Source organism: Tardiphaga sp. P9-11 (assembly GCF_008329525.1).
Classification (GTDB): domain Bacteria; phylum Pseudomonadota; class Alphaproteobacteria; order Rhizobiales; family Xanthobacteraceae; genus Tardiphaga.
The window spans coordinates 1,017,820-1,039,050 of sequence record NZ_NPKQ01000002.1 but is presented as its reverse complement, the minus strand read 5'-3'; the positions used below and the strand labels follow the sequence as shown (position 1 = coordinate 1,039,050).

The 21,231-nt window shown below is 62.9% G+C and carries 16 protein-coding genes and 1 pseudogene; 12 read left to right on the top strand and 5 right to left on the bottom strand.

Going from position 1 to position 21,231, the window contains the following annotated elements; all coding sequences use genetic code 11:
• The first annotated feature begins 40 nt into the window (after window positions 1–40).
• Window positions 41–841 (top strand): bifunctional hydroxymethylpyrimidine kinase/phosphomethylpyrimidine kinase, encoded by an 801-nt coding sequence (gene thiD / locus CIW50_RS11280; RefSeq protein ID WP_149531297.1) that lies wholly within the window; start codon window positions 41–43, stop codon window positions 839–841.
• 84 nt (window positions 842–925) lie between these two features.
• Here the strand turns inward: thiD and CIW50_RS29510 are convergent.
• Window positions 926–1,018: pseudogene (locus tag CIW50_RS29510) on the bottom strand (IS5/IS1182 family transposase); the annotation flags it as partial.
• Window positions 1,019–1,238: 220 nt separating this feature from the next.
• On the opposite strand from CIW50_RS29510, the gene CIW50_RS11275 reads away from it, so the two are divergent.
• The gene (locus tag CIW50_RS11275; RefSeq protein ID WP_149531296.1) at window positions 1,239–2,801 is read left to right on the top strand and encodes an FAD-dependent monooxygenase; all 1,563 of its coding nucleotides are present in this window, start codon (window positions 1,239–1,241) and stop codon (window positions 2,799–2,801) included.
• 162 nt (window positions 2,802–2,963) lie between these two features.
• Here CIW50_RS11275 and CIW50_RS11270 read toward each other — a convergent pair whose 3' ends face one another.
• The gene (locus tag CIW50_RS11270; protein WP_149531295.1) at window positions 2,964–3,383 is read right to left on the bottom strand and encodes a DUF6647 family protein; all 420 of its coding nucleotides are present in this window, start codon (window positions 3,381–3,383) and stop codon (window positions 2,964–2,966) included.
• Window positions 3,384–3,964: 581 nt separating this feature from the next.
• On the opposite strand from CIW50_RS11270, the gene CIW50_RS11265 reads away from it, so the two are divergent.
• The 4 genes from CIW50_RS11265 to CIW50_RS11250 are packed head-to-tail and all read left to right on the top strand — an operon-like array spanning window position 3,965 to window position 7,584.
• A complete protein-coding gene (locus CIW50_RS11265) occupies window positions 3,965–4,624 on the top strand; it encodes a class I SAM-dependent methyltransferase (RefSeq protein WP_149531294.1) in 660 nt (219 codons plus the stop codon).
• 56 nt (window positions 4,625–4,680) lie between these two features.
• Window positions 4,681–5,478 carry a UDP-2,3-diacylglucosamine diphosphatase gene (locus CIW50_RS11260; RefSeq protein ID WP_246664221.1) on the top strand — a complete coding sequence of 266 codons (798 nt, stop codon included), beginning with the start codon at window positions 4,681–4,683 and terminating at the stop codon, window positions 5,476–5,478.
• A gap of 16 nt (window positions 5,479–5,494) precedes the next feature.
• A complete protein-coding gene (locus CIW50_RS11255; protein WP_149531292.1) occupies window positions 5,495–6,544 on the top strand; it encodes a glycosyltransferase family 4 protein in 1,050 nt (349 codons plus the stop codon).
• A 53-nt stretch (window positions 6,545–6,597) separates the two neighbouring features.
• Window positions 6,598–7,584, top strand: a complete 987-nt coding sequence (locus tag CIW50_RS11250; RefSeq protein ID WP_149531291.1) for a threonine ammonia-lyase — start codon at window positions 6,598–6,600, stop codon at window positions 7,582–7,584.
• Window positions 7,585–7,599: 15 nt separating this feature from the next.
• Here CIW50_RS11250 and CIW50_RS11245 read toward each other — a convergent pair whose 3' ends face one another.
• The gene (locus CIW50_RS11245) at window positions 7,600–8,844 is read right to left on the bottom strand and encodes a hypothetical protein (protein ID WP_149531290.1); all 1,245 of its coding nucleotides are present in this window, start codon (window positions 8,842–8,844) and stop codon (window positions 7,600–7,602) included.
• Between the two features lie 79 nt (window positions 8,845–8,923).
• On the opposite strand from CIW50_RS11245, the gene CIW50_RS11240 reads away from it, so the two are divergent.
• The gene (locus CIW50_RS11240; RefSeq protein WP_149531289.1) at window positions 8,924–10,141 is read left to right on the top strand and encodes an MFS transporter; all 1,218 of its coding nucleotides are present in this window, start codon (window positions 8,924–8,926) and stop codon (window positions 10,139–10,141) included.
• Here CIW50_RS11240 and dgcA read toward each other — a convergent pair.
• The gene (gene dgcA / locus CIW50_RS11235) at window positions 10,111–11,112 is read right to left on the bottom strand and encodes an N-acetyl-D-Glu racemase DgcA (protein ID WP_149531288.1); all 1,002 of its coding nucleotides are present in this window, start codon (window positions 11,110–11,112) and stop codon (window positions 10,111–10,113) included. The genes CIW50_RS11240 and dgcA overlap by 31 nt on opposite strands.
• 223 nt (window positions 11,113–11,335) lie before the next feature.
• On the opposite strand from dgcA, the gene CIW50_RS11230 reads away from it, so the two are divergent.
• From CIW50_RS11230 to CIW50_RS11210, 5 genes are all read left to right on the top strand, one after another.
• Complete coding sequence (locus CIW50_RS11230; protein WP_149531287.1) at window positions 11,336–12,466, top strand: ABC transporter permease; 1,131 nt, start codon at window positions 11,336–11,338, stop codon at window positions 12,464–12,466.
• A 5-nt stretch (window positions 12,467–12,471) separates the two neighbouring features.
• Window positions 12,472–13,284 (top strand): ABC transporter ATP-binding protein, encoded by an 813-nt coding sequence (locus CIW50_RS11225; protein WP_149531286.1) that lies wholly within the window; start codon window positions 12,472–12,474, stop codon window positions 13,282–13,284.
• A gap of 20 nt (window positions 13,285–13,304) precedes the next feature.
• The gene (locus tag CIW50_RS11220) at window positions 13,305–14,225 is read left to right on the top strand and encodes an MlaD family protein (RefSeq protein WP_149531285.1); all 921 of its coding nucleotides are present in this window, start codon (window positions 13,305–13,307) and stop codon (window positions 14,223–14,225) included.
• A 15-nt stretch (window positions 14,226–14,240) separates the two neighbouring features.
• Window positions 14,241–15,116: an aldose 1-epimerase family protein gene (locus CIW50_RS11215; protein ID WP_246664220.1), complete on the top strand. Its 876-nt coding sequence runs from the start codon at window positions 14,241–14,243 to the stop codon at window positions 15,114–15,116.
• 82 nt (window positions 15,117–15,198) lie between these two features.
• Complete coding sequence (locus tag CIW50_RS11210) at window positions 15,199–15,579, top strand: nuclear transport factor 2 family protein (protein ID WP_149531283.1); 381 nt, start codon at window positions 15,199–15,201, stop codon at window positions 15,577–15,579.
• Between the two features lie 78 nt (window positions 15,580–15,657).
• Here CIW50_RS11210 and CIW50_RS11205 read toward each other — a convergent pair whose 3' ends face one another.
• Window positions 15,658–21,072, bottom strand: coding sequence for an apolipoprotein A-IV repeat region-like domain-containing protein (locus CIW50_RS11205; protein ID WP_149531282.1), 5,415 nt, complete (start codon window positions 21,070–21,072; stop codon window positions 15,658–15,660).
• Window positions 21,073–21,231: the final 159 nt, after the last annotated feature.

Below are 21,231 nucleotides of genomic sequence, written 5' to 3'. Positions count from 1 at the left end.
AGGCGCCCGCTTATCCCTTGATCTCGTGCGAGTTTTTCTGATGCCCACGCCCGTTGCGCTGACCATTGCCGGTTCGGATTCCTCGGGCGGGGCTGGGATCCAGGCCGACCTCAAAACCTTCGCCGCGCTGGGCGTCTATGGCGCGTCGGTGATCGCCGCGCTGACTGCCCAGAACACCAAGGGCGTCACCGGTATCCACCAGGTGCCGGCGGAGTTTGTTGCCGAACAGATCAACGCTGTGTTCGTCGATCTCGCGGTCGGCGCCGTTAAAATTGGGATGGTTGCGCAGCGCGACGTGATCGAGGCCATCGCCGCGGGCCTCGCGACATGGCAGCCGAAACATGTGGTGCTCGATCCCGTAATGGTCGCGACATCAGGCGATCGCCTGCTGGCGCCGGAGGCCATCGCAGCGCTGCGCAGCACACTGATTCCGCTGGCGCAGATTATCACGCCGAATCTGCCGGAGGCAGCCGCGCTGCTCGATGAGCCGATGGCGGAAGGCGATACTGCCATCGAGGCGCAAGGCAAGCGTTTGCTCACGCTCGGTTGCAAGGCCGTCCTGATCAAGGGCGGCCACGGGACCGGCCCGGAGAGCACCGACTATTTTATCACCGCAGACCGCGCCATAGCATTGCCGGCACCGCGCGTTGCGACGAAGAACACGCATGGTACGGGCTGCACGCTGTCCTCCGCCATCGCGGCAGGGCTTGCCAAGGGCGAGGCACTGGAAGCGGCGGTGCGTTCGGCGAAGGCTTATGTCACGGCGGCCATCTCTGCGGCGGATCGCTTTGCCGTCGGTCACGGCCACGGTCCCGTGCATCATTTTCATGCGTTTTATTAGGACGTGGACTCATAGGCCATAGCCGAAGCCGCAACGAGCCGAGCTGAACGATAGCCGGGAAGTTTTTCGGTGCAGCACGTGCTGCTGGATAAGGTCGCGGATACGGTCTGCGTCAAAAGCCTTGCCTGCCAGCACGATGGTCCGTGGCCTGCGATGATCGAGCAACTTGTCTGTGACGTTGCGGGCAGAACGCCGTGATGCTAGGGGAGCCGCGTCGGAAAAGGCAGACTTGGTTTGGTAAGCCCAAGTCCTTTCGGTAACGGAAGCTCTGGTCTTTGGCCTCGCGCTCAAGATCCCCACGACGAACACCGGTCGCTCTTCAAGCGACCCTATGTTCGTCCGTGAGGTTCTCAGCTCGGGAAACGCTCCGGTCGAACTTCGACCCATGGAGCGATTAATGCCTAATTCCGACACGATTCCCTACGATGTCATCATCGCCGGCGCCGGCCCGGTCGGCCTGTTCCTGGCTTGTGAGCTGCGGCTGGCGGGCTGCTCGGTACTGGTGCTGGAGAAGGCGCAAGACCCGCATTCGCCGCTGAAGTGTCTGCCATTCGGGCTACGCGGCCTCTCGGTGCCGACCATTGAGAGCTTCGACCGTCGTGGCCTGCTGGATGAGCTAACAGCCCGCGCCGCCGGCCCAGACACGGCGGGGACCGCGCACTGGATGAAGCAGCCGCGCCGCGCGGGCGGTCATTTTGCCGGTATCCAGTTTTTCCACGGTCAGATCGACAGCACGCAGTGGCCATACCGCCTGTCCGGCCCAATCGGCAGCATCGCGGCAGACATGGCGAGTATCGAGGCGGTCTTGGCGATCCGCGCCGCGACGCTGGACGCCGAGATACGGCGTGGCTGCGACGTAAAGGATCTCCGATCATCAGCCGATGCCGTCACCATTGAGGCGGGCGGCGAAACGATCCGAGGCCGTTGGCTCGTCGGCTGCGATGGCGGGCGCAGTAGCGTGCGAAAGGCGGCCGGTATTGGTTTCACTGGCACGGATCCGGAGTTCACCGGCTATTCGGTGCAGGTCGAGCTGGCCGATCCGACCGCGCTCAAACCCGGTCGCCATTACACGGCGTCCGGCATGTACACCTACGTGGCGCCCGGTACGATCGCGATGGTCGATTTCGACGGCGGCGCCTTCCACCGCATCGAGCCGAAGCGGGACCATATCGAGGCAGTGTTGCGTAGGGTCTCAGGCATCGACGTGACGGTGACGGCCCTTCATCTTGCTACCACCTGGACCGACCGAGCCTTTCAGGCGACCAACTATCGCGAGGGTCGTGTGTTGCTGGCGGGGGATGCCGCACACATCCACTCGCCGTTGGGCGGCCAGGGCCTGAATCTCGGCCTCGGCGACGCGATGAACCTTGGCTGGAAGCTCGCCGCCACGATCTGGGGTGGCGCGCCGGACGACTTGCTCGACAGCTATGCGAACGAACGGCGTCCGGTGGGAGCGCAGGTCCTCGATTGGTCCCGCGCACAGGTCGCGTTGATGCGGCCAAGCGCTAGCTCGCGCGCGCTGGAAGGCATCATCCGCGATCTCATCGGGACGCGGGACGGCGCGACCTATTTCGCCGAGCGCGTATGGGGCGTTGGGCTCCGCTATGATCTGGGCGAGAGCCATCCGCTGGTTGGTCGCAGCGTGCCGGATTTCGCATTGCTCGGCGGCAGCAGAGTGAACCAGAAACTGCGGAACGGGCGTGGCCTGCTGATGGATTTCGACGCGGACGCGTCACTACAGGCACTTGCGGGCCAGTGGGGCAATAGGATCAGCTATATCTCGGAGAGCGCGATCGAGCGGTTTGGGGTGAAGGCCGCGCTGGTTCGGCCTGACGGCGTGATTGCCTGGGCTTGCGAGGCGAAGGCCGATATCGGAGAGGTAGCGCAGATCGCAACGCGGTGGTTTGGCAAACCGAATGATTTTGCACGATCAGTCTCCGGGTCTAACTTTGACGCTTGAAGCGGAATGGCTGTGTTATGCTTGCGTCGCTCGAAAGGGGAATGACCGAGAACTATCAATCTCGGTCATTCCCGATTTATGCGTTCACAGTCTGGTTAAGTTCCACGACGCATCTGCGACAGTGTCTCTTGTGGACGGATGCTGGAACCCGTCGTGTTGAGCCTACGAACCGTCGCGGCAGACGCTCACGAGATAGATGGTGAGCTCGTTCGTTCCAACGAGGTGGTAGGGATCGTCTATCCCTTGCTCGCGCAGCCACTTCATTTGAAGCTCGTAGGCCTGACGTTCGTACGCTGCCACGCAGGGGGCTTCGACATTGTTGGCCCGCTGCACATGGTGCACCAATTCATGCAGCAACGCGCTCTTCCGCTTTAAATCGTCTGGCTGCCATCCATGAGGCAGATAGATCGATCCTTCTTCGCGATTGTAGAGTGCCTGAAATTCAAGCGCGTTATTCTCCGGAACGCCGCCAAGAGCTGCCATGTCCACTCGTGCTATGAAGTGGATAGGTGGCTGATCGGGGGCCAGCAGACCGGTTTGAGCGACGATCCACGCGATATAGATTGCAATCAAAGTATTCACATGGCGCTCCTCTCTCGAAGTAACGGTTCAACGAGCAGCCCATCTGCGTCACCGGATATCCGGACGGTAGTCACAAAAGGCCCGGACTCAGATCAAGTCGGTAAGTTGACGCTGACAATGACACAAAAGGCGATTGCCGCGCCGAGAAACGACACGTGTCTGACGACTTCTTGCCGGAAGGACGGAAGGCGCGTCTGGAAACAGTGTTGTGAAGCCTCTTGCCACACGGAGTATCGCCGCTTGATGCAGCTGGGTACTACCTGGAAAGGTGGGCCGGTGTCCGTCATTCCCTCGATCATATGCACAAGGACGAATGGTCGTCGCGTGCTAACAGTGGATCACGGTGATGACAGTCGAACCCTCGTGCTCGGGCCATCGTGCAGAAGTAAGGTGCGCCAACCACATGAGCCACCGCCACGCCAGACAGGAACAGGGTGATCAGGTATATCTGAGCCTCATTTTCCCGTCAGTGCCGCAGGACGTTTAGCCGCGGATGTCGTCGATCTGTCATCCCCGCTTGATATCAGCCGAACGGCAAACGGGTTGTCCGATTCTTCCGGACACGCTGGACGGAACATCTGATGACGACGCTGGATCTCGAAAAATCCATTGTTGAAACAGCTTATGCGCGCTGGGCTCCGATCTATGATGCGGTGTGCGGCCCCGTGATGCTGAAGGGGCGCCGTGCGGCTGCCGCGGCAGCACGTGCCGTGGGCGGCAAGGTGCTGGAAGTCGGCGTCGGTACCGGTCTGTCATTCGATGACTACGATGTGACCACAGAGATCACCGGTATCGATCTGAGCGCGCCCATGCTCGCCAAGGCGCGCGCCAAGATGGCGACCGGGCGCTATCCATGGGTCAAGGGGGTCCAGGAGATGGACGCTCATGCGATGAACTTTGCGGACGCCACCTTCGACTGCGTCGTTGCACAGTTCGTCATTACTCTGGTCGAGAATCCCGAGCAGGTGCTGTCCGAATGCCACCGCGTGGTGAAGCCGGGCGGCCGCATCATTCTCGTCAATCATCTGTATTCGGAAACCGGCCTCGCAGCCGCCGTCGAGCGCTGGGCAGCCGTCAAGACCCGCTCGCTTGGCCTGCGCCCGGAATTCCCTTTCGCGCGGCTGCAGGCATGGTCGCAGTCGACATCTGAATCCATTCTCGTCGAACGCCGCAAGGTGGCGCCGTTCGGTATCTACACGCTGGTAACTTTCGAACGAACCGCGGCGGCACTGGCGGCCTAAATCGTCATCGCCGTGTCATGCAAATCAGTTAGCTGCTCGACATGGAAAGAGACGTGATGAGTGAAGGCAACGAAAAGCGCTTTCGCACCTTGTTTATCTCCGACGTCCACCTCGGCGCCCGCGGATCGCAGGCAGACCGGCTGCTGGATTTTCTCCGCGTCCATGATGCCGATACGATTTACCTCGTTGGCGATATCGTCGATGGCTGGGCGTTGAAGTCCGGCTGGCACTGGCCGCAATCCCATAACGATTTCGTCCAGAAGATGCTCCGCAAGGCCCGTAAGGGCGCGAAGATCGTCTATGTCCCCGGCAATCACGACGAGTTCCTGCGCAATTATTACGGTACGCATTTTGGCGGCATCGACGTCGTCGAGACCGCGATCCATGAAGGTGCCGACGGCAAGAAATATCTCGTCATTCACGGCGATATTTTCGACCTCGTCGTGCAGAACGCGCGTTGGCTCGCTCATCTCGGCGACAAGGCCTATGATTTCGCGATCCAGATGAATCGCATGGTCAATGCGCTGCGCAAGTTGTTCGGCTTCCCCTATTGGTCGCTGTCGCAATGGGCCAAGCTGAAAGTGAAGAACGCGGTCAACTATATCGGCGCCTTCGAAGAGACGTTGGCCGGCGAGGCGCGGCGCCACGGGGCCGATGGCGTCATCTGCGGTCACATTCACTATGCGACCATCCGTGACGAACACGGCATCCGTTACATGAATTGCGGCGACTGGGTCGAGAGCTGCACGGCGCTGGTCGAGCACGAAGACGGCCGCTTCGAAATCATCACCTGGACCGATCCTGTCCGTCGCGGTGCTTCCGTGCCGACGCTCGCAGCAGCCAAGGCTGCTTAGGAAAGATGGCGACCTGATGCGCATTCTCGTCGCTACCGATGCCTGGCACCCCCAAGTCAACGGTGTCGTGCGGACGCTGACGATGATGGCGGAGGCGGCGAAGGGCTTTGGCGTCGATGTGAGTTTTCTCACGCCGGAATCGTTTCGTACGGTCGGTTTGCCGAGCTACGCTGATTTGCGCGTCGCGATCCCGAGCCGCCGCAAGATCGCGCGACTGATTGACGAGGCCAGGCCGGACAACCTCCATATCGCGACAGAAGGCCCGATCGGATTTTTCGTGCGCGCGTATTGCCGTCGTCGCAACATTCCCTTCACCACCAGTTTTCACACGCGCTTCCCGGAATATATCTCGGCGCGTTTCCCGATCCCGGAGTCCTGGGTTTGGGCCGGCCTGCGTCGCTTCCATGGCGCGAGTTCCGCAGTGATGGCCGCCACGCCGGCGCTCGCGACTGAGCTACGTGACCGCGGCTTCCGCAATGTCGTGCTGTGGCCGCGCGGCGTCGATGCCAATCTGTTTCATCCGCGCCAGGTCGATCTCGGCAAGCCGAAGCCAATTTTTCTTTCGGTTGGCCGCGTCGCCGTTGAGAAAAATCTCGAGGCGTTTCTCGATCTCGATCTGCCAGGTACCAAGGTCGTGGTCGGCGATGGCCCGGCGCGTGCCGCGCTCGAAGCGAAATATCCCGAGGCGTTGTTTACGGGCGCGTTGCAGGGCGAGGCACTGGCCGTTGCCTATGCCTCGGCCGATGTCTTCGTGTTTCCAAGCAAGACCGACACCTATGGTCTCGTCCTGCTCGAGGCGCTGGCGAGCGGCGTGCCGGTGGCAGCGTTCCCGGTAACGGGTCCGAAGGACGTGATCGGCGTGTCGCCGGTCGGTGTGTTGTCGGATGACTTGCGGCAGGCCTGTCTCAAGGCGCTCGAGATTTCGCCGCAGGATTGTCTCAGCTTTGCCGCAGGCCATACATGGGAGGCCTCGGCACGTGCTTTCGTCAACAATATCAGCCACGTGCGGGCCGAGATCGCAGCCCATGCGCCGTCCGCAGCGAAGCATCCGCGTTTTGCTGCCTGATCTGCGATTGGTATAGCTTGCCCGCCGGTTATGCCGCGCGATAAAATGCGCGCATGACAAACACCCCACTGCCGATCACATCCGCCGATATCGATGCCGCTGCGCGCGTCATCGCACCTTATGCGGTGCGCACGCCGTTGCTCCAGTCGCCTGCGCTCGATGCGCTGACCGGCGCGAAGGTCTTCCTGAAGCCGGAAGTGCTGCAGCGGACAGGTTCGTTCAAGTTTCGCGGCGCCTTCAACAAGATCTCCTCGATTCCCGAGAACAAGCGCGGCAACGGTGTCGTCGCATTCTCCTCCGGCAATCACGCGCAGGGCGTCGCTGCCGCGGCGCAGATCCTCGGCATGAAGGCGACCATCGTAATGCCGTCCGATGCGCCGGTTTCGAAGGTCGAGCGCACCCGGGGCTACGGCGCCGAGGTCGTGCTCTATGATCGCGACAAGGAAGACCGCGAAGCTATCGCGCGCGACATCGCCGGCAAGAGCGGCGCCACCGTCGTGCCGCCCTATGACGATGTCTTCGTCATGGCCGGGCAGGGCACCGTCGGCCGCGAGATCGCGGAGGACTTGGCCGCGCTGGGCATCGTGCCGGATATCGTGTCTGCACAGGCCTCCGGCGGCGGCCTGATCGGCGGTATCGCGACGGCCGTCAGGGCGCGCTTTCCCGAGACGGCGATCATCGTCGCGGAGCCTGCGGGCTTTGACGACCATGGGCTCTCTCTGCGCGCGGGCAAGCGCGTCGCCCACGGCAATTCCGGCCGCACGATCTGCGACGCGCTGATGGCCCTGACGCCCGGCGAGATCACTTTCGCCGTCAATCAGTATCTGCTGTCGGGGGCCGTCACTGCCACCGACGAGGAAGTCGGCAAGGCGATGGCTTTTGCGTTCCGCGACTTGAAGCTGGTGGTCGAGCCCGGCGGCGCCGTGGCGCTGGCGGCGCTGATGCAGGGGCGCATGGACGCGCGCGGCAAGACGGTGGCGATCGTGTTGTCGGGCGGCAATGTCGATGCGGATCTCTACGCCAGGATCATCAACGCCTGATCGGGGCTAAAGCGCCTACGAGAAGAACGCGATCTTCTCGGCCTGCGTCATCTTGCGGATTGGCGCCAGCGGGTCTGATGCCGGGGCATTCGGATCCGCGATCACGCCGCCAGCGATCAGGGCTGCACCAAGCGATGGCGCAGCAGCTTCCATCTGAGGAACCAGATCCGGCGGCGGTGGCTCGGGTGCCAGCGCGGCCTCGGCGATCTGCGCCAGTGTCATCAGATCGGAATTGAGGATCTCAGGTTCGGCGAGTCCGACGACAGCCTCGGCCTGCATCCCCCCAGATGCGACAACTTGAGACTCGGCAGCCTGAGGTTCGACGACATCCGGTTCGCTCAGATCGAGTGCCCCCATTTCGGCGGCGACCATGTCGAGCACGGCCAGATCATGCTCTTCGGCATCGATAGCCGCGTCAGGCGCGCTGACAACGTCGTCCATTGCAATGGACGCCGAAGTCTCGATCGTCGATTCCTCAGCCATGGTCGCAGCGAGTTCGGCGACAGCTTCAGTGACTGCAGCAACTGCTTCTTCGTCAACCGCTACCGGAGCCGGCTGCGTTATTGCAGTCGGTGGAACATGATGAGAGATCGTGACTGTTTCGGCCAATACTTCGCTGGCTTGCGACTTGAACAGTGGCGTCACGGACGCTTCGCGGGTCTCGGCAACAACGGGCTCGGGTTTTTCAGCAACGTGAGCCGGCTCGTCCCGCGCAACGGTCGTCGCGCTGCCATCAACCATCTGCTCGATGCGCTGCATCAGCATGTCATAGCTCGCCAGCACGTCCTCACGGCCGTTGCCGTTGAGCGCCTGCTGGCCAGCCTCGATGGCTTTGACCTGGGTATCGAGCAGGTCGCAGATGCGCGTGTCAGCGCCGCATTCGCGCAGTGTCCAGGCGATTTCGCGAATGATCCGGATGCCGTTGCGAGCGCCGGTCAGTGTCTCATCGGTCTCGACGCGCGGCATTGCCTCGATGGCGGTTGCCTTGGCCTGGCGGACGGCTGAGCGGATGGCGCCGAGGGCCGCAACCAGGCTGAGCGCAGGCGCCTGTTTCTGGGCGGCGAGGTTGGCTTCAAGGCGCGTAACGGCCTCAAGCACCAGGCTGGTATCGGCTGTGCGGTTCCGCTTGGCATATTCGGCGAGAAACCAGCGACCGCGCGCGGTTTCCATGAAGGCTTCGCGGATCGCATCATAGTCTGCCTCGCCCGGTATAGTGGGGCGGGCGTTGATCGGCGACAGGGCAAATGCTTCTTCGGCCATCAGGATAACTCGTGGCGCGCGAGGGGATGCGCGGTATGTAACCATCACCACGATCCCGTAGCGAATCGCAGTTCACCTCATGATAGCCGAATCCGCTCCCCATAGCGCCCCGCAAATCCGCCGCAAATTCGCGCTGCGGCTGGCGATGTTCTACGGCACGGTGTTCGGCTCTAGTGGCTTCTATCTGCCGTTCTTCCCAGTCTGGTTGAAGGCGATCGGGATCGACCCGACATGGATCGGCGCCATCCTGGCGGTGCCATCGATGACGCGTTTCACGACGCTGCCTTTCATTACCGCCTTTGCCGAGCGGCGTCATGCCTTGCGCCAGACGATGATTGTCTGTGCCTTCCTCACCATGATCGGCTTTGCGACAGTGGGCACGCTACGCGAGCCGCTTGCCGTGCTCTTGGTGTTCGCGCTGACAGCGGTGGTTTGGACCCCGCTGACTGCGCTGACCGACGGCTATGCGCTGAAGGGCGTCATCCGGTTCGGTTTCGATTACGGACCGCTGCGGCTATGGGGCTCGGTGGCTTTTGTCGTCGGGGCGCTCGCCTGCGGCATGGTCGTGAATTGGCTCGACGGCCAGCATCTGATCTGGGTGATCGTCGCGGCGATGGTGCTGTCCGCTATCGTCAGTCTCGGCCTGCAGCCGTTGGGTGCGCCGGTTGGCGATACCATGAGACTGTCCAAGGCAAGTGCACTGCTGCGCGATCCCGGCTTCCTGGCGATCGCAATCTCCGCGGCGCTGATCCAGGGAAGTCACGCGGGATACTACACCTTCGCCTCGATCACCTGGCAGGCGGCAGGTCTTGACGGCCTGACCATCGCGGGGCTTTGGACGCTTGGCGTGCTCGCCGAGATCGTTCTTTTTGCATTGTCGCCGCGCTTCACGCTCGCGCCGATGCTGCTGGTGATGCTGGGCGGCATCAGCGCGCTGATCCGCTGGACGCTGACCGCGCAAACGCTTCCGCTCCCGATTCTCGTGGTTGTGCAATTGCTGCACGGCGCGACCTACGGTCTGACGCAACTCGGCACCATGGGCCTGTTGCTGCATCACGTGCCGCCGCACGTCATGGCGCGCGCGCAGGGTTATGTCACCGCCTGCACCGGCCTTGTGATGAGCAGCATGGCGGTTCTGTCAGGTGCGATCTATGCTCGTTACGGCGAGGGCGTTTACTACGTGATGGCCGTGCTTGGCCTTGCCGGCGCGACCGTCATATGGCTGGGCCGGCATCGCGCCGCGCAGCCGCCGCGCGTTGCGGACGATCAGCCCCAGAATGCCGCGTCGGGCGGATAGACCGTGCTCTCGTCGTAGCGCAGGCCGTCGTCGCGATCGCCGGCTAGTAACAGCGGACCATCGAGATCGACGAAGCGCGCATATTGCGCAATCAGCATCGCCGGCGCCATCGCCAGCGACGTCGCCACCATGCAGCCCACCATGATGTCGAGGTTCATGGCACGCGCCGCATCCGCCATCGCCAGCGCTTCAGTCAGGCCGCCGGCCTTGTCGAGCTTGATATTGATCGCATCATAGCGCCCGCGCAGTGCGTCGAGCGAGGCGAGGCCGTGCACGCTTTCGTCGGCGCAGACCATGATCGTCCGGTGCACATGCATCAGCGCATCGTCTTTGCCGGCGGGCAGGGGCTGTTCGATCAGCGTCACGCCGGCATTATGACAAGCGTCGAGATTTGCCTTCAGGTTTTCCGGGGTCCACGCCTCATTGGCATCGACGATCAATTCGGATTCCGGGGCGGCCTTCCGAACCGCTTTGATGCGGCTGATGTCGTCGTCACTGCCGAGCTTGATTTTCAGCAACGGCCGGTAGGCGGCCTTTGCTGTGGCCGAGGCCATAGCCTCTGGCGTGCCGAGCGAGATCGTATAGGCGGTGGTGCAGGCGCGGGGCGCAGGGCGCTTGAGCATGTCCCACACGCGCAGCCCCTCGCTTTTGGCATCGAGATCGAGCAGGGCGCAATCCACCGCGTTGCGGGCAGCACTGGCGGGCATGGCCGATTGGAGGGCGTTACGGTCGAGACCGGCGCCAAATCGCTCCTGCATCGCCAGGACCGCGGCCAGCGTGGCTTCCGGGGTCTCGCCATAGCGCGCATAGGGCACGCATTCCCCGCGGCCGGTCAGTCCGCCGCGGCTGATCTCCGCGACCACGACAACAGCCTCGGTCTTGGCGCCGCGGCTGATGGTGAAGGCGCCAGCGATCGGCCAATGTTCGATCCGGGCGGTCAGTTGGGCGGGGGCAGCGTCGGAAAAGGGCAATGCGGCGTCTTTCGGGCTGTGCCGGCAACGGCGGGTTATGGCGTGTCTATAAGTTTACGTGATCGCCGTGAACTTGTTTGCGACGCAATGCCGGTGTCTGACAAAGCGGATTAAGGCTATATTAACCATAGCAACGTGTTGGCTTCACTTGGCTTCTCAGAAACGTATTTGGGCGTGTTAATACTTTGTTCATGCACAGACTGAACGCCCGCGGGAGCCTGTTTTGAGCGGCCCGACTCTGGAACAGATCGCGAAGGGCGACGGCTTGGCGCTGTGCGCCGCCGGCTCATGGACCGCGCGCTTTGCGCCGGCCCTGGAAAAGCTCGTGGGCGAGGCCGAGAAGCTGACCGGCAGCCGTCCCAACATCTTCATCGACGTGTCGCAGGTCTCCAAGCTGGACACGTTCGGCGCCTGGCTGATCGAGCGGCTGCGCCGGGCGCTGACCAATGGCGGCCATGAGGCGCAGATCGCGGGTCTTTCGGCAAATTACGCGACCCTTGTCGACGAGGTTCGCCGCGTAAAGCCGGCCGTGGCGCCGCCGGCGGCCGGCAGCCACCTGACCGCTGTGCTCGATGGGATCGGCCGCAATATCTATGGCATCGGGGAAACCCTCGTCGCGCTGGTCGACATGATCGGCGCGGTGATCGCTGCCTGGTTCCGGGTCTGGCGGCATCCTTCGAAGTTCCGGCTGACCTCGGTGGTACATCACTTGCAACAGGTGTGTTGGAACGCCGTGCCGATCGTGGTGCTGATCACCTTCCTGATCGGCTGTATTGTTGCCCAGCAGGGTCTGTTCCATTTCCGCCGCTTCGGCGCGGACGTTTTCGTGGTCGACATGCTCGGCGTGCTGGTGCTGCGCGAGCTTGGCGTGCTGCTGGTGGCGATCATGGTCGCCGGCCGCTCGGGGAGCGCCTATACCGCCGAGCTCGGTTCCATGAAGATGCGCGAGGAGATCGACGCGCTCCGCACCATGGGCTTCGATGCTATCGAAGTTCTGATCCTGCCACGTATGGTGGCGCTGGTGCTGGCGCTGCCCATTCTCGCATTCCTCGGCGCGATGGCTGCGCTCTATGGCGGTGGTCTGGTCGCCTGGCTCTATGGCGGCGTCGACCCGTCGTCGTTCCTGTCGCGCCTGCGCGAGGCGATTTCGATCAACCACTTCATCGTCGGCATGGTGAAGGCCCCCGTGATGGCGATGGTGATCGGCATTGTCGCCTGCGTCGAAGGCCTGGCCGTCCAGGGCAGTGCCGAGTCGCTCGGTCAGCACACCACGTCGTCGGTGGTGAAGGGAATCTTCTTCGTGATCGTGATGGACGGCGTGTTCGCGATCTTCTTCGCAACGATCGGGATCTGACGACCATGACCTCGACGACTGCGACCCCCGCTAGCGCGACTGCGACGGCTGCCGCTTCCACATCCGCTGACGCGATCATCAGCGTGCGCGACCTCACGGTGGCGTTCGGCAGCCGTCGGGTGCTCGATGGCCTCAATCTTAACGTCGCGCGCGGAGAAATCCTGGGCTTCGTCGGTGCGTCCGGCGCCGGCAAGTCGGTGCTGATGCGCACGATCATTGGCCTCGTGCCGAAGGTCTCCGGTACGATCGAAGTGTTCGGCACCGATCTCGATGGCGGCGACAAGGCGCGTCGTGACGTTGAGCGGCGCTGGGGTATCCTGTTCCAGCACGGCGCACTGTTCTCGTCGCTCAGCGTGCGGCAGAACATCCAGTTTCCGGTGCGCGAATATCTCAAGGTCTCGGAGCGTCTGCTCGATGAGATCACTATGGCCAAGCTCACCATGGTCGGTCTCAAGCCGGAGGTCGCGGACCGCTATCCGTCAGAACTATCGGGCGGCATGATCAAGCGCGTGGCGCTGGCGCGGGCGCTCGCACTCGATCCGGAGATCGTATTCCTGGACGAGCCGACCTCGGGTCTAGATCCGATCGGTGCCGGCGACTTCGACGAACTGGTGCGCACGCTGCAGCGAACTTTGGGGCTGACTGTTTTCATGGTAACCCATGATCTCGACAGCCTGCATACAGCCTGCGACCGGATCGCCGTTCTCGGCAATGGCAAGATCATCGCGCAGGGAACGATGGCCGACATGCTGGCCTCGCAACATCCCTGGCTACGGGAATATTTCCACGGCAAGCGCGCACGCGCTGTTATCGGCTAGTTGATACTGGAGTTGGTTTGATGGAAACGCGGGCGAACTTCGTCCTGATCGGAACTTTCACGCTGGCGGTGATCGCCGCAGCGTTCGGCTTCGTGCTGTGGTTCCAGAATTTGCATTCGACCACGCAGCGCACGCCGCTGCGCATTATCTTCGAAGGGGCAGCCTCCGGTTTGCGCAACGGCGGCAATGTCAATTTCAATGGTATTCGGGTCGGTGAAGTTGTTTCCGTGAAGCTCGATAATCCAAAGCGTGTCGTGGCACTGGCGATGGTCGAGAACATTGCGCCGATCCGCAAGGATACGATGGTCGGTCTCGAATTTCAGGGGTTGACGGGTGTGGCTGCCATCGCTCTGAAGGGCGGCGATGAGGGCGCCCCCGCGGTGCCGCTCGACACCGATGGCGTGCCCGTGCTGACGGCCGATCCGGAATTGCTGCGCGACATCTCTGAATCGATCCGCGCTACGCTCAACAACGTCAATCGTCTGGTCGCCGATAATCAGGAAACCCTGAAGGGCGCGATGAAGAATGTTGAAACCTTCACGGCGACGCTGGCGAAGAATTCCGAGGTGATCGATAGCATCATGCTGAAGATCGACAGCGTGATGGGCAAGGCCGACGGTGTCATGGGCAAGGCCGATAGCGTGGTCGCGCGGACCGACAGCATCCTGCTCGGCCTGGATGCGCTCGCGGGTGGTAAGGACGGCGGTGAGCTGACCGCGGCCGTGAAGTCGTTCCATGAGCTGACAGAGAATCTCGACAAGCGTTCCGGCGCATTGATGCTCGATGGCCGCCGTACCCTGGCGGATATCAGTCGTGCCGTGAACAATCTCGACCGCAACCCGACGCGCCTGTTGTTCGGCGCCAGTAGCAGCACACCCGCGGCTGCACCGGCAGCGGCTCCGGCACCCGTCGCTCCGCCGCGTCGTCGCCAGACTCAATAAACAGGAAGAATGCTGATGAAGAACGAGGATTGCTTCACCATCAGCAACGGTCGCGTCACGGCGACCATCAAGGCCAATGGCGCCGAGCTCTGCTCGCTGAAAAATGCCAACGGGCACGAAGTACTGTGGCAGGCCGGCGAGGAGTGGCCGCGCCACGCGCCGCTGTTGTTCCCGATCGTCGGCAAGCTAAAGGATGATGTGCTGCGGCATCGTGGTCAGGTCTATGCGATGACCCAGCATGGCTTTGCGCGCGATCTGCGCTTCAGCTGGACCGGGCAGGGGGCGTCATCCTGCGCGCTGTCGCTGACCGACAGCGACGTCAGCCGGGCAAAGTATCCGTTCGCCTTCAGGCTGGACGTGACCTACGCCATCGAAGGCGATGAACTGGTGATCGGTTATGCCGTCACCAATACTGGCGACGAGATGCTGCCGGCCTCGATCGGCGCACATCCGGCATTTCACTGGCCGCTGACGGACGGCGCCGACAAGCGTGCGCATACGATCATCTTCTCGGACGCCGAGCCGGAGCCGATCCGTCGTCTTGAGGGCGGATTGTTGTTGAAGGAGCCGGAGCCGTCGCCCGTGCAGGGCGGCGCATTGGCACTGTCGGAATCGCTGTTCATCAAGGATGCGATGATCTTCGATCATCTCGCCAGCACATCGTTGAGCTATAGCGCGCCTGGCGGGCCGACCATCACCTTCGCCTGGGAAGGCTTTCGCGAGCTCGGCATCTGGTCGAAGCCGTCCGGTGCCGCGTTTCTCTGCATCGAGCCGTGGTACGGTTACGCCAGCCCCGTGGATTTCGATGGCGAGTTCTCCGACAAGCCGGGCGTCATGCATATCGCGGTGGGCGAGACACGCCGCTTCGTGCAGCGAATCGGATTCGGCTAGGCGCATGCCATCGCCGCTGTCGTCCCTGCATGCGCCTTCGCGTCGTTCTCAGTGGCGAGACTGCATCAGATGGGAGAGTGCGATGGACGATCAAACCGTGCTTGCAACATTGCAGCGCCAGTGGACGGCTTCGGACCAGAACGACTTTGCGGCCGAGCACGACATCTACCACGAGGATGCGGTGCTTCATTATCCGCAGTCAGGCGAGCGCATCCGCAGCCGACGCAACATCCAGGAGAGTCGCTTCGTCCAGCCCAACAAGAAGCGCTTTACGGTCCAGCGAATTGTCGGCAGTGGCGACTTGTGGGTTACCGAGTTCGTGCTGGCCTATGACGGCATCCCGTCTTATGCGGTGAGCATCATGCAGTTCCGCGACGGACTGGTGGCAAGTGAAACGCAATATTTCGCCGATCAGTTCGATCCTGCGCCTTCGAGGGCACATCTGGTCGAGCTCAAGCCGTAAGGCTATGACCATCGTTTCCTGCAACATAAAAGCGGAGGCATCGCTGCCTCCGCTTTTCGCGTTTGTATGTGGTCTTGCTTAGCCCAGCCGACCCGCTGCATGCGCGAGCAGGGTGTAAACCAGACCCGTTTCCGAGGTCAGGTGGCTGCGCAGCGCTGCCGGGCCGCGTTCATCGCGGGCGACTTCGTCGAGCAGGCGTTCGAACTCGGTGATGTAGCGATCCACCGTGCCCTTGAAGTTGCGGTCGGAGCGATACTTGCGGGCGACCTCGTCGAAAGCTTTCTGGCCGGCAGGCGTGTAGAGCCGCTTGCTGAAAGCCTTGCTCTCGCCGCGCTGATAGCGATCCCACATCTCGGCAGCCAGCGTACGGTCCATCAGGCGGGCGATGTCGAGTGACAGCGACTCCAGCGGATTGGCCGCGGCAGCGGGCGGCTGTGCAGCGGGGGCGCGGCGTGGCGGCGTGCGATCTTCTTCCACGTGATCGGCGCGGCCAAGGAGATCCGACAGCCAGCCGTCGCGGCCCTGATCGGAGCTTGCCGGTGCGACCGACGGCGCTTCGGTGCGGCGCGGGCCGGGGCCACCGATATCGGGCATCGGCAGGCTCGACGCGCTGCGAGCCGGCGGGTCCTCGCGGCGCGGTGCGGGACGCGGGGCCTCATGGCGTGCCTCAACGCGGCTGCTGGTGATCGCCATTGCCGGCTCTTCGTCACGCTGCACGCTGGTGGTGCGGCTGGTCGAGACCACGTCGAGACCGCGGCCGTGGCGTGCGACGATGCGGTTCAGCTCGGCGAGCGCCTCGATCTGGTCGACGATCACCTTGCGCATCTGCGCAGTGCTCTCGGCTGCTTCCTGCGGCATGTCGAGAACGCCACGGCGCAGTTCGGTGCGGGTGCTCTCGAGCTCGCTGTGCATTTCGGCAGCCATCTGCTTCATGCTGGCGACCATCGAAGAGAACTTGTCAGCCGACTGCTTGAACATGGCATCGGCTTCCTGCGTGCCCTGTTGGTAGATTTCGCTCATGGCTTGCGTTGTCGCGCGGCGTTCTTCTTCCGCCGCAGTGCGGACGGCTTCGAACTGCCGGCTGATCGCAGCCGAACCCTGACCCGCGGTTTCCGCGACGACGCGGGCGATGTCGCGGGCACGCTCTTCAGCGGCTGCCAGCGATTCATCGAGCAGGCCGGTGAAGCGGGTGAGGCGTTGATCGAGATCGGTGGTGCGCAGGTCGATGGTCGTGACCAGTGATTCCAGCGCGGCCTTGCGCTCGCCAACGGAGGACAGCGTCGTGCGATTGCTCTGTTCGACCAGCGTGGCAGCGTCTTCCAACGCGCGGCCATGGGTTTCGAACTGGGCCGATAGCGAGCCGAGATCGCCCAGCGCCTTCGAGGTCTTGGAGGTGAAGACGGTGAGCTGTTCCTCCAGCGTCTGGGTCGCCAGGCCGTTGCGCGAGGTCACGTCGTTCATGGTGGACACGAAGTCCGCCACGCGGGTGACCAAAGCGCGCTCCAGCGAGTTCAGGTTGTCATGAGCGCCGGTGAGAACTTCCTGCAGCAGGATGTTGCCTTCACGCAGCCGCTCGAACAGCGCAACGGTATCGGTGCGCAGGATCTTGCTGGTTTCCTGCATCTCGGTGACTGCAGTGATCGAGACCTGGCGCGACTGCTCGATGGCGGTACGCGAGCTCTGCTCGAGATCCTTCAACGACTTGTTGACCGCACCGGTGGCGAGTTCACCAGCCGTGGTGATAGCGCGTGCCACGTCGGTGCTGTTGGTGACCATGGTCTGCGAGAAGGTATGGCCGCGGCTCTCGATCGCCTTGAGCGCGTCGGCGGTGACGCGATCGATATCGACCGTGAGCTGATTGGCCTTGTTGCCCAGCGCATCGACCAGCGAGCCGCGCTTGGCGTCGACCATCTGCGACAGGCGATCGGTCTGCTGCTGCACATAGGTGACGATTTCGTCGGTCTTGCCGGTCATCGTGGTGCTGAAGCTGCCCGAAGCGGCGAACACTGAACGCTCGATCTCCGACGATGTCGTCTTGATCTTGGTGGTCATCTCGTTCGAAGCTGCGACCAGCGAATTCTGTGCATTCTGTGCGCTGGCTATGATGTTGTCGGTGGTGTTGGTGGTCACGTTCGAGAGGGAATGCTCGATGTCGGCCGAGATCGCCTTGATCTGGCTTGCGGCATCCGCCGACGAGGTCGCCAGCGAGGTCTGCGCTTCACGGGCGCTCGCCAGGATCGCAGCTGCCGTATCGGCACCAACCGAAGTGAGCGTGCGCTGCACGTCGATGGAGAGCGACTTCACATGGCTCGCCGCATCGGACGATGCGTTGACCAGTGTGCTCTGGGCTTCGCGGGCGCCGGCGACGATCGACTCCGCGGTGGTGGTGCCGGCCGTGGTGAGGCTGCGCTCCATGTCGGCCGCGAGGTTGCGGACGTGGTTCGATGCCTCGGTCGAAGCCTCGATCAGTGAGGACTGAACGTTGCGCGTGCTGGCGAGGATCGATTCCGCGCTGGCAGTGCCGGCGGCGATCAGCGTGCGCTCCACATCGGCCGCAAGGGTGCGGACCTGCTGCGAGGCATCGGTCGATGCGGCGACCAGCGTGCTCTGCGCAGCGCGGGCGCCGGACAGGACCGAGTCGGCCGTGGCGGTGCCGGCCGCGGTGAGGCTGCGCTCGATATCGGCTGACAGCGACTGGATCTGGCTTGCGATTTCCGAAGAGGTGGCGACCAGAGTGGATTGAACCTCGCGGGCACCCGACAGCATCGAGGCTGCGGTGGCGGAGCCGGCTGCGGTGATCGTGCGTTCAACATCGGCCGACAGCGACTTGACCTGCAGCGAAGCCTCCGTCGATGTGCTGACCAGCGTGACCTGTGCATCGCGGGCGCTGTTGACGATGGCCGTGGCGGCAGTGGTCCCGACGGCGGTCAGCGAGCTCTCGATATCGGATGCAGTCAGCTTGAGCTGCGCGCCGACATCGGTCGAGACGGACATGAGGGATTCTTGCGCGGCGCGGGCGCCGGCTTGAATGGTCTCGCTGGTATTGACCATGAGGCTCGTAAGCGAGCGCTCGGCGTCCTCGACATTGGTCTTGATGCCGACCGAGAGTTCCTCGGCGCGGGCCATGAGTGCGTCGCTGGCGGTGCGGCCGGACGTTTCGATACGGCCGGCGACGGCTTCGATGCGAGAGCCGAGTAGTTCCTCGAACTGTTCGACGCGGGTTTCGATACCGCCGGCAACGATGCCGATACGACCTTCCATGCCTTCGTGGATGGTCTGGAAGCGTGCCGTGATCGTATCCGCGAACTGCGTGCTGCGGCTGTCGATGGCATCGGTGACGTTGTTGATGCGGCTGTCGATGGCCGTGATCGCCTGTGTCGTGCCTTCGGTGAGCGAGGTCGTGAAGTAGGTGAGGCGGTCGTCGATCGAATGGATCGCCTGCACGGCGCCTTCCGTGAGTGCGGTGGTCAGGTGGGTCAGGCGGCCATCGACCGAGCTGACTGCCAGGTTCGCGCCTTCGGTCAGGGCAGTGGTCAGATGCGTGAGGCGTGCGTCGACCGACTGGACGGCTTGATTGGCACCGTCCGAGAGCGTCGATGCGAGATTTTCAAGGCGCGTATCGATGGTCGCGGTGACCGACTGCGCCCGAGCGTCGAACGTTTCTTCAAGGCTCTTGAGACGTCCATCGACGGTCTCGTCGAACGATTTGATCCTGGTGTCGAGCGACGCATCGAGATTGACGACGCGGCCCTCGAATTTGGTCTCGAATTCTGCGAGGCGGGTGTCGAGCGACGACGTGATGCCGCCGACATTAGACGCAACGCGGGTGTCGAAATTGTCGACATAGGTCTTCAGCGTTTCCGAGATGTCCTGGGTGCGCTGACCCAGACGATCGACGACTTCGCCGCCGAAGGTCTTCACGGTGCGGTCGAATTCCGAGATGTGCTTGGTGATCAGCGCGCCGAGCGTGCCGCTGTCGCGCGAGAAGCGCTCGGCCAGCTCAGACCCCTGTTCCTTCACCAGTTCATCGAAGGCGTTCATCTGCAGGCTGATGGTGTCGTGCGCGGTTTCGGTCTGGCTCGCGACCTTGGCCACGAGCGCGTTGACGGTGGCGTCGAGGGACTCGCTCGCCTTGTCGCCGCTGCTGAGGATCTGTGTGGCCAGGCGGTTGCCGGCATCGTCGATCTTGCTGACGAGATCACCGCTGCGCAGTTCGAGTTCGAGCAGCAGGCTGTCGCTGGAATTCTTCAGCGAATCGTGGACCTGCTCAGTACGATCCGACACGCGATCGACGATGGTCGAGGAGCGCTGTTCGAACTCGTTGGTGATGCGATCGATGCGCTCGTTGAGCATTTCGTGGACGCGATCAGCGAGGTCGACGAATTCGTCATGCACGTGGCCGGTCTTGAAGTTGAGGCTGGTGGTCAGCCGCTCGCTGGCGTCGAGCACAGCGCGGGTAGTTTCGGCGCTGGCTTCCTCGAGGCGGTCGAGCAGGTCGCCGCCGCGTTCACCGAGGGCGAGGATCATGTTGTCGCCGGCATTGCCGAGCGCGCGGGTGATGTGTTCGCCGCGCTCTTCGAGAGCGCCGGTGATGCTCTTGGCGACCTCATCGACGCGCGACGCGATGGCGTCCGAGATCAAAGCGATGTCGTGGCGCAGATCGATCTGCACGCCTGAAATGGCAGAGCGAACCTGCTCGGCCTGACCGACCAGGTTGTCGCGCTGATGCGCGATGTCCTGCAGCAGCGCGCGGATACGGACTTCGTTATCCGAGTAGGCGCGCTCCAGCGCGGAAACTTCGTTGGCGACGAGGGTTTCGAGTTCGCCGGCGCGCGCAATCGCGCGCTCGACGCCGTCGCCCATTGCGGCGACTTCGCGGCGGATCGCCTGTCCGACTGTGACCATCGAATCGCTGGCAGTGTTTTCTGGTTCGGAGAAGCGGATCGCGACCTGTGCCATCGATTGGGCGATCAGGCGCATTTCCTGGCCGCGCCATGCGAGGCTGGCGAGGAAGTAAAACAGCAAAATGGGCGCGAACAGCAGCGCAGCAAGGCCAGCCAGCGCCAGCGTGCCGCCGGAGCCCTGACCGATCAGGGCCTGCAGCGACGGCAGGAACGCAACGGTCAACAGGCCTGCGCCGACGATCCACAGGCCGGCGAACAGGGTAGCGAGCGTATAGACGTTGCGGGCGGGCCGGTTCTTCTGCAGCGCCTGCAGGATCTGACCGATGGTTTCGCGGTCATCGTTCGCGGGACGGCGCGCAAAGCGCTGCTCGTCCTGTGGTTCGAAGCCGGGGCGATCATTGGAGATGCGCGCGTCGAAGGCATTGTCGTCGAGGTCAATGGGGGACGATGGATGGGTGGGAGTGTTGTCGGCACGGATCGCGGATTGATCGCGATCGACAGGCGCGGGGTCACTGATGTTGAGTGCTTCCTGGATGGCAGAGAGCGCGACTTCGGTCGGATCCTTGGCCTTTTTGGTGTTGTTTGCCATGCTCGTTCCACGCCCCCTGATTACGCAACTACTCGGAAGTCCCCATGATTCGCTCCCGCTTGCAGCATGGCGACTGGCCATGTGCACCCCGCGGGACGAATTTCGGACTGCCGGTCGCTCGGCTTGTCCGCTACTTCCGCAAACATCCTATTGGCTTGG

Excerpts from the sequence above, each read along its gene's own strand:
- CIW50_RS11240 (WP_149531289.1), top strand. The coding sequence starts at position 8,924 with ATGATAGCCGAATCCGCTCCCCATAGCGCCCCGCAAATCCGCCGCAAA.
- CIW50_RS11265 (WP_149531294.1), top strand. The coding sequence starts at position 3,965 with ATGACGACGCTGGATCTCGAAAAATCCATTGTTGAAACAGCTTATGCG.
- thiD (WP_149531297.1), top strand. The coding sequence starts at position 41 with ATGCCCACGCCCGTTGCGCTGACCATTGCCGGTTCGGATTCCTCGGGC.
- CIW50_RS11215 (WP_246664220.1), top strand. The coding sequence starts at position 14,241 with ATGAAGAACGAGGATTGCTTCACCATCAGCAACGGTCGCGTCACGGCG.
- CIW50_RS11205 (WP_149531282.1), bottom strand. The coding sequence starts at position 21,072 with ATGGCAAACAACACCAAAAAGGCCAAGGATCCGACCGAAGTCGCGCTC.
- CIW50_RS11225 (WP_149531286.1), top strand. The coding sequence starts at position 12,472 with ATGACCTCGACGACTGCGACCCCCGCTAGCGCGACTGCGACGGCTGCC.
- CIW50_RS11260 (WP_246664221.1), top strand. The coding sequence starts at position 4,681 with ATGAGTGAAGGCAACGAAAAGCGCTTTCGCACCTTGTTTATCTCCGAC.
- CIW50_RS11275 (WP_149531296.1), top strand. The coding sequence starts at position 1,239 with ATGCCTAATTCCGACACGATTCCCTACGATGTCATCATCGCCGGCGCC.
- CIW50_RS11220 (WP_149531285.1), top strand. The coding sequence starts at position 13,305 with ATGGAAACGCGGGCGAACTTCGTCCTGATCGGAACTTTCACGCTGGCG.
- CIW50_RS11255 (WP_149531292.1), top strand. The coding sequence starts at position 5,495 with ATGCGCATTCTCGTCGCTACCGATGCCTGGCACCCCCAAGTCAACGGT.
- CIW50_RS11210 (WP_149531283.1), top strand. The coding sequence starts at position 15,199 with ATGGACGATCAAACCGTGCTTGCAACATTGCAGCGCCAGTGGACGGCT.
- CIW50_RS11245 (WP_149531290.1), bottom strand. The coding sequence starts at position 8,844 with ATGGCCGAAGAAGCATTTGCCCTGTCGCCGATCAACGCCCGCCCCACT.
- CIW50_RS11250 (WP_149531291.1), top strand. The coding sequence starts at position 6,598 with ATGACAAACACCCCACTGCCGATCACATCCGCCGATATCGATGCCGCT.